Source organism: Micrococcus sp., from assembly GCF_030523875.1.
Lineage (GTDB): Bacteria > Actinomycetota > Actinomycetes > Actinomycetales > Micrococcaceae > Micrococcus.
This window is the reverse complement of sequence record NZ_JAUNHR010000094.1, coordinates 1-7,280: the sequence shown is the minus strand read 5'-3', so window position 1 is coordinate 7,280 and position 7,280 is coordinate 1. Positions and strand designations below refer to the sequence as shown.

The following is a 7,280-nucleotide window of genomic DNA, read 5'->3' as shown; positions in this document are numbered from 1 at the left end:
CGCGCTTCGCCTGCCACAGCAGCAGGACGGTGGCGATCGTCACCACAGCCGCGGAGAGCAGGGTGGCGAACGGGTCGCCCTGAACGGAGTCCGTCACGTAGCTCTCCTTGTCCAGGCCGGTGAGCGAGCCGAACACGATGATCACCACGTTATTCACCACGTGCAGCGCCACGGCCGCCTCGAGGCCGCCCGTGCGCCACGTGAGGAGCACCGCGGCCACCGCGAAGACGCCGAGGTCCAGCAGGATCCACGGGTCCATCGAGCCGTGGGCGAGCGCGAAGGCCCCGGCGGAGACCACGGCCGTGACCGCCACGGCCACCGCCGGCCGGCGGATCCACGTGCCGATCGCCAGCATCAGCCAGCCGCGGAAGAGGTACTCCTCGCCGGCGGCCTGGAAGGGGGTGAGCAGGAAGGCCATCACCAGCAGCCAGACCCAGTCCTCGGCGCGGGGCAGCACGCGGGCCCCGTCGAGCAGCCACGCACCGAGGATGTACACGAGGAACAGCGGCAGCAGCACCAGGTGCGCGCGCAGCAGCCACCGCCAGCGCACGCGGCCCTCCACGGAGTGCAGGAAGCGGGCCTTCACCGGGTGCGCCACGAGGACGGCGAGCAGCGCGACCCCGATCAGCGCGGCCAGCATCAGGTTGTTCAGCAGCACCATGGGGGCGGAGAAGAACGCCAGCTCGATGTCGGCCTCGGAGGGGCCGGTGGGGGACCACAGCTCGCCCGGATCCAGCTGCGTGAACAGCACCAACGCCATCGGCACCATCATGAGGACCATCAGGCCGACGACGCCGGCCACCACCATCCCGAGGGAGGCCAGCGGGTTCCACCAGCGGGCGCGCGGGGTGCGCATCAGCTCCGGGTAGCTCTGGCCGATCAGCGGCAGGTCGAGGCGACGCGCGGGCGCGGCGGGGGCCGGTGCGGGCCACGGGGCGGGCGGGGGCGTGGGGGAGGCGGCCGGCGGGGTCGGCATCGGGGGAGGGGTGGTGGTCATGGGCCTCAGCGTAGGGAAGCCCGGGGCGGCGGGGGCTCCCCCGGGAGGATGAACAGGGCTCCGCTGATAGGATGGGGGCTCCGGCCTCGCTGCAGTCCGCGGTGGAGAGGCCCCGTCGCGCGCCCTGCGGGGCGCGCGCGGCCCGTGTTCGCGGTACCACAGAGAAGGAGGCCTCCCATGGCCCTGGATCCCGCTGTCAAGCAGCAGATCATCAAGGAGTACGCCACCCACGAGGGCGACACCGGCTCCCCCGAGGTGCAGATCGCGGTCCTGTCGCGTCGCATCAAGGACCTGACCGAGCACCTCAAGGAGCACAAGCACGACCACCACACCCGCCGCGGCCTGATGGCCATGGTCGGTCGTCGTCGTCGCATGCTCGGCTACCTCAAGGACACCGACATCGAGCGCTACCGCTCGCTGATCGAGCGCCTCGGCCTGCGCAAGTGAGCCGTGCGGAGGGCGGCGCCGGCTCCGGGTCCTGAACCCGGAGGGGCGCCGCCCTTCGTCTTCCCCGCCTCCGGTCGTTACCCTGGAGGGAGATGCGCCGCCCCTGCGGCGCATCCACAACCGAACACCGCTCCGCGCCGGACGCCGTCCGCGCGGACACGCCGATCGCCCCGCCCCGTCGGATCGCGGTCCTCGACAGTGGCTCCCGGAGCCCCGCCGCGCGCGGGGCGGCCGAGGGCCTCGATCGAAGACCAGGTCGACGGCATCGCACGCGGGTCGGTCCTGTCTGAAAAGGAGGGACCCCATGGAAGGTCCTGAGATCACGTTCGCCGAGGCCGTCATCGACAACGGCCGCTTCGGCTCCCGCACTGTCCGCTTCGAGACCGGCCGCCTCGCCCAGCAGGCCGCCGGCGCCGCGATGGTGTACATCGACGAGGAGACGTCGATGCTGTCCGCCACCACGGTGGGCAAGAACCCCCGCGAGGGCTTCGACTTCTTCCCCCTGACGGTGGACGTCGAGGAGCGCATGTACGCCGCCGGCCGCATCCCCGGCTCGTTCTTCCGCCGTGAGGGTCGGCCGTCCACGGACGCCATCCTCACGTGCCGCCTGATCGACCGTCCGCTGCGCCCGGCCTTCACCAAGGGCATCCGCAACGAGGTGCAGGTCGTCGTGACCGTCACCTCGATCGCCCCGGACGAGATCTACGACACGGTGGCCATCAACGCCGCCTCCCTGTCCACGCAGCTCTCCGGCCTGCCGTTCTCCGGCCCCATCGGCGGCGTGCGCATGGCCCTGGTCGACGACGGCTCCGGCCAGCGCCAGTGGGTCGCCTTCCCGAAGCACTCCCAGCTCGAGGACGCCGTGTTCAACATGGCCGTGGCCGGCCGCGTGGTGGGCGACGACGTCGCCATCATGATGGTGGAGGCCGAGGCGGGCGAGAACGCCTGGGAGCTGGTCAAGGACCGCGGCGCCCAGGCCCCCACCGAGGAGGTCGTGGCCGAGGGCCTCGAGGCCGCCAAGCCCTTCATCCGCACCCTGTGCGAGGCGCAGGCCGACCTGGTCTCCCGCGCCGGCAAGGCCCCCGTCGAGGTGCCCGTCTTCAAGGACTACGAGGACGACGTCTACTCCGCCGTGGAGAAGCTCGCCACGGACCGCCTGACCGAGATCTTCTCGATCGGCGACAAGCAGGAGCGCGAGGCCGCCTCGGACGCCTACCACCTCGAGGTCATCGAGGAGCTGGCGGGCGAGGGCAAGAAGCTGGAGGAGCGCCGCGGCGAGGTCGCCAAGGCCTACGGCTCGCTGACCAAGCAGATCGTGCGCCGCCGCATCCTCAAGGACCAGGTGCGCATCGACGGCCGCAGCCTGACGGACATCCGCAAGCTGACCGCCGAGGTCGAGGTGCTGCCGCGCGTGCACGGCTCCGCGATCTTCGAGCGCGGCGAGACCCAGATCATGGGCGTCACCACGCTCAACATGCTCAAGATGGAGCAGCAGATCGACTCGCTGGCCCCCACCAGCTCCAAGCGGTACATGCACCACTACAACTTCCCGCCCTACTCCACGGGCGAGACCGGCCGCGTGGGCTCCCCGAAGCGCCGCGAGATCGGCCACGGCGCCCTCGCCGAGCGCGCCCTGGTGCCCGTGCTGCCCTCGCGCGAGGAGTTCCCCTACGCGATCCGCCAGGTCTCCGAGGCCCTCGGCTCCAACGGCTCCACGTCGATGGGCTCCGTGTGCGCCTCCACCCTGTCCCTGCTGAACGCGGGCGTGCCGCTGCGCGCCCACGTGGCCGGCATCGCCATGGGCCTGGTCTCCGCCGAGGTGGACGGCCAGACCCAGTACGCGGCGCTGACCGACATCCTCGGCGCCGAGGACGCGTTCGGCGACATGGACTTCAAGGTGGCCGGCACGTCCGAGTTCGTCACCGCCATCCAGCTGGACACCAAGCTGGACGGCATCCCCGCCTCCGTGCTGGCCGGTGCCCTGACCCAGGCCCGTGAGGCCCGGCTGCACATCCTCTCGGTCCTCGAGGCCGCGATCGACCAGCCGGACGAGCTCGCCCCCACCGCGCCGCGGATCATCTCCGTGCGCATCCCGGTGGACAAGATCGGCGCGGTCATCGGCCCCAAGGGCGCCATGATCAACCAGATCCAGGACGACACGGGCGCGGACATCACCATCGAGGACGACGGCACCGTGCTGATCGGCGCCACGGACGGCGCCTCGGCCGAGGCCGCGCGCTCCGCCGTGAACGCGATCGCCAACCCGCAGGTCCCCGAGGTCGGCGAGCGCTACCTCGGCACCGTGGTGAAGCTGACCTCGTTCGGCGCGTTCGTCTCGCTCACCCCGGGCAAGGACGGCCTGCTGCACATCTCGGAGCTGCGCAAGCTCAACGAGGGCAAGCGCGTGGAGGACGTCGAGGACGTGCTCGGCGTCGGCCAGAAGGTCCAGGTGGAGATCACCAAGATCGACGACCGCGGCAAGCTCTCGCTCGCCCCGGTCGTGGCCGACGACGACGCCGCGGCCCAGGCCGAGACGGCGGACGCCGTGGAGTCCTCCGGCATCGAGGCCTGATCCCCGCCGCGGCGGCTCCGCCCGCCCGGCACCCGACGGCGCCCCCCCCCGCCTCGGGAGGGGCGGGGCGCCGTCGTCGTGGGGCCAGGGGCGGCCCCCTGCGGACCGGGGCGGGGCCGGCGGCTGACACAATGGCGGGCATGACCGTGCTGCGAGAGATCCCCCTGGACTTCGAGGGCGTGCTGGCCGCCGAGGGCGGCTCCGAGGTGCGCCGCTCCGTGCTGCCCGGCGGGGTGCGCGTGCTCACGGAGTCCATGCCGGACCAGCGGTCCGTGACCATCGGCTACTGGGTGGCCGTCGGCTCGCGGGACGAGTCGCCCGAGGGGTTCGGCGCCACGCACTTCCTGGAGCACCTGCTCTTCAAGGGCACCCCCACGCGCAGCGCCATGGACATCGCCGTGGCGTTCGACCGGGTGGGCGGGGAGTCCAACGCGGGCACCGCCAAGGAGTCCACCGTCTACCACGCGCGCGTCCTGGACGAGGACCTGCCCATGGCCGTGGACGTGCTCACGGACATGGTCACCTCCTCCCTGATCGACCCGGACGAGCTCGAGACCGAGCGCGGCGTCATCCTCGAGGAGCTCGCCATGGACGCCGACGACCCGGTGGACGTGGCGCACGAGGAGCTGGCCGCCGTCGTGCTGGACGGGCACCCACTGGGCCGGCCGATCGGCGGCACCCCGGAGACCATCCGCGCCGTCACGCGTGAGCACGTCATGGACCACTACCGGCGCTGGTACCGCCCGGACGAGCTCGTCATCACCGCCGCGGGCCACCTGGACCACGACGACGTCTGCCGCCTCGTGCTCTCCGCCCTCCAGCAGTCGGGCTGGGACCTGACGCCGGGCGCCGCCCCGGCGCCCCGGCGGACCGTGGACACCGCCGCGGCGGCCCTGGCCCGCGTGCGCCCGGGCGTGCACACGGTGGAGAAGGCCGTGGAGCAGGCCAACGTGATCGTGGGCGGGCGCTCCCTGGCCACCACGGACCCGGACCGGTTCGCCCTCGGGGTGATGATGTCCGTGCTCGGGGGAGGCATGTCCTCCCGCCTGTTCCAGGAGGTCCGCGAGAAGCGCGGCCTGGCGTACTCGACCTACTCCTTTTCGGCCGGCTACTCGGACGCCGGCTACTACGGCCTCTACGCCGGGTGCCAGCCCGAGCGCGTGGCCGAGGTGGCCGGGCTCATGACGGACGAGTTCGAGCGCATGGCCGCCGAGGAGGTCACCGCCGAGGAGCTCGAGCGTGCCCACGGGCAGATCTGCGGCGGCACGGTCCTGGGCATGGAGTCCACCGGTGCGCGGATGTCCCGGCTGGGCCGGGCCGAGCTGGTCACGGGCGAGTTCGTGGACCTCTCCGCCTCCCTGGACCGGGTGCGCGCCGTGGACGCCGGGCAGGTCCGGGCGGTGGCCGCGCGTCTGGCCGAGGGCGAGCGCGCCCGCGTGGTGGTGGCCCCGGCCTGAGCGGCCGACGCGCGTAGGCTGGGGGCATGAGCGAGACCACCCCCACCACCCCCGCGCCCGCGGACGCCGTGCCGCGCGTGGCGATCCTGGGCGCCCGCGGCAGGATGGGCCGGCACGCCGTGCCCGCCGTGCGCGAGGCCGCCGGGCTCGAGCTGGTCGCCGAGCTGGGCTCGGCGGACCCGCTGCAGGCCGTCCTCGACGCCGGCGCGACCCACGTCCTGGACCTCACCGTCCCGGACGCCTCCCCGGACAACGTGGCCTTCGCCGTGGAGCACGGGCTGCACGCGGTGGTCGGCACCTCGGGCTGGGGCGCCGAGCGTCGGCAGGCCCTCGAGGCCCAGTTGGCACAGCGCCCGGGGGTGGGCGTGCTGATCGCGCCGAACTTCTCCGTGGGCTCCGTGCTCGCCTCGGCGTTCGCGGCGAGGGCCGCCCGCTGGTTCGAGTCCGTCGAGGTGGTCGAGCTGCACCACCCCGCCAAGGTGGACGCCCCCTCCGGCACCGCGGTCCGCACCGCGGAGATGATCGGGGACGCCCGGGCCGCCGCCGGGGTGGACCCGTCCCCGGATGCCACCGAGCGCGACCCGGACGGGGCGCGCGGCGCCGTCGTGAACGGGGTCCACGTGCACGCGGTGCGCCTGCGCGGCCTCGAGGCCCACCAGGAGGTCCTCATGGGCGGGCCCGGCGAGCAGCTGGCCGTCCGCCACGACGCCTTCGACCGGGGCGCCTACATGCCCGGGGTGGTGCTCGGTCTGCGCTCCGTGGCCTCGCGCCCGGGGCTGACCTACGGTCTGGACGGCGTCCTTGAGCTCGACTGACCGCCCCGGTGACCCTGCGCCCGCCACCGCGGGCGGAGCCGCCCTGCGCTCCAAGCTGTGGGTGGCGTTCGTCGTCCTGCTCACCCTGTTCTTCGCGTTCTTCGTGGTGCGCGCGGCCGTGGCGCTGATCGGCGCCGGGGGCCTGCTGCCCGTGGCGATCGGCGTGTCCGTGATCGTGGTGGTGGCCCTCGGTCTGGCGCTGATCGGCCGCGAGATGCTCTTCGGCCTGCAGACCGAGCGCCTCGCCGCGATCCTCGAGGCCGAGGGCGGGCTGCCCGAGGACGACCTGCCGCGCTCGCCGGGCGGACGGATCGACCGGGCCGCCGCCGACGCGCAGTTCGAGGACTTCGCCGCGGAGGTGCGCGCCGCGCCGCAGGACTGGCGCGTCCGCTACCGCCTCTCCCTGGCCTACGCCGCCGCGGGGGACCGCACCCGCGCCCGCGCCGCCGCGCGCGAGGCCATCCGCCTGCACGCCGGCCGCTGACGGCGCGGCGCCCCCGCTCAGCGCGGGGGCACCCCCTCGCCGTCCTGCGGGGCCTCGCCCCGGCGGACGAGGGTCCGCATGCCCGCCTCGAGGGGGCCGGGCGCACCCGTGCGTGCGGCCACGAGTCCCGCGCCCAGGAAGAGGGTCCACAGGACGGCGGCCGCGGCCAGCCCGCGGAACGGGACCCCCACCGCCACCAGCGCGCAGAGCAGGACGAGGTGCCCCACGTAGAGGGTCAAGGACAGGCGCCCGACGCCGGGCAGCACCCCGCCGCCCGGTGCCGCCCCGAGCCGGCGCGCGAGCAGCAGGCAGAGCCCCAGCACCGCCACGGCCCAGCCCAGCGCCCGGACGGCCTCCAGCGGCGAGCCGGAGTGCGGGGCCACGACCGCCAGCCACAGCGGGTCCGGCACCAGCCCGGCGAGCCGGTGCTCGCCCGTGAGCAGGGACGTGGCCAGCTCCTCCGGTGCGGCGCCGGTGGCCGCCGCGATCGCCGGGACCACGCCCGGGG

General features: G+C 74.0%; 7 protein-coding genes. 5 read left to right on the top strand and 2 right to left on the bottom strand.

The window, feature by feature from the left end:
- Positions 1-997: CPBP family intramembrane glutamic endopeptidase (locus Q4D18_RS10280; RefSeq protein ID WP_303128047.1), on the bottom strand; the 997-nt coding region annotated here is incomplete at its 3' end.
- A 177-nt stretch (positions 998-1,174) separates the two neighbouring features.
- Between Q4D18_RS10280 and rpsO the strand changes: the two genes are divergently transcribed.
- From rpsO to Q4D18_RS10255, 5 genes are all read left to right on the top strand, one after another.
- Positions 1,175-1,444: a 30S ribosomal protein S15 gene (rpsO, locus tag Q4D18_RS10275; RefSeq protein ID WP_070639323.1), complete on the top strand. Its 270-nt coding sequence runs from the start codon at positions 1,175-1,177 to the stop codon at positions 1,442-1,444.
- Positions 1,445-1,748: 304 nt separating this feature from the next.
- Positions 1,749-4,016: a polyribonucleotide nucleotidyltransferase gene (locus Q4D18_RS10270; RefSeq protein WP_303128045.1), complete on the top strand. Its 2,268-nt coding sequence runs from the start codon at positions 1,749-1,751 to the stop codon at positions 4,014-4,016.
- 140 nt (positions 4,017-4,156) lie between these two features.
- Complete coding sequence (locus tag Q4D18_RS10265; RefSeq protein WP_303128042.1) at positions 4,157-5,473, top strand: pitrilysin family protein; 1,317 nt, start codon at positions 4,157-4,159, stop codon at positions 5,471-5,473.
- A gap of 26 nt (positions 5,474-5,499) precedes the next feature.
- A complete protein-coding gene (gene dapB, locus Q4D18_RS10260) occupies positions 5,500-6,288 on the top strand; it encodes a 4-hydroxy-tetrahydrodipicolinate reductase (RefSeq protein ID WP_303128039.1) in 789 nt (262 codons plus the stop codon).
- A complete protein-coding gene (locus tag Q4D18_RS10255; RefSeq protein WP_303128037.1) occupies positions 6,275-6,772 on the top strand; it encodes a hypothetical protein in 498 nt (165 codons plus the stop codon). Before dapB ends, Q4D18_RS10255 begins: the two co-directional genes overlap by 14 nt.
- Positions 6,773-6,789: 17 nt before the next feature.
- On the opposite strand, the gene Q4D18_RS10250 is transcribed toward Q4D18_RS10255, so the two are convergent.
- Positions 6,790-7,280: DUF418 domain-containing protein (locus Q4D18_RS10250; protein ID WP_303128035.1), on the bottom strand; the 491-nt coding region annotated here is incomplete at its 5' end.

What these genes read in the sequence shown, in the direction of transcription:
- rpsO (WP_070639323.1), top strand. Translation starts at nt 1,175, where the DNA reads ATGGCCCTGGATCCCGCTGTCAAGCAGCAGATCATCAAGGAGTACGCC.
- Q4D18_RS10270 (WP_303128045.1), top strand. Translation starts at nt 1,749, where the DNA reads ATGGAAGGTCCTGAGATCACGTTCGCCGAGGCCGTCATCGACAACGGC.
- Q4D18_RS10265 (WP_303128042.1), top strand. Translation starts at nt 4,157, where the DNA reads ATGACCGTGCTGCGAGAGATCCCCCTGGACTTCGAGGGCGTGCTGGCC.
- dapB (WP_303128039.1), top strand. Translation starts at nt 5,500, where the DNA reads ATGAGCGAGACCACCCCCACCACCCCCGCGCCCGCGGACGCCGTGCCG.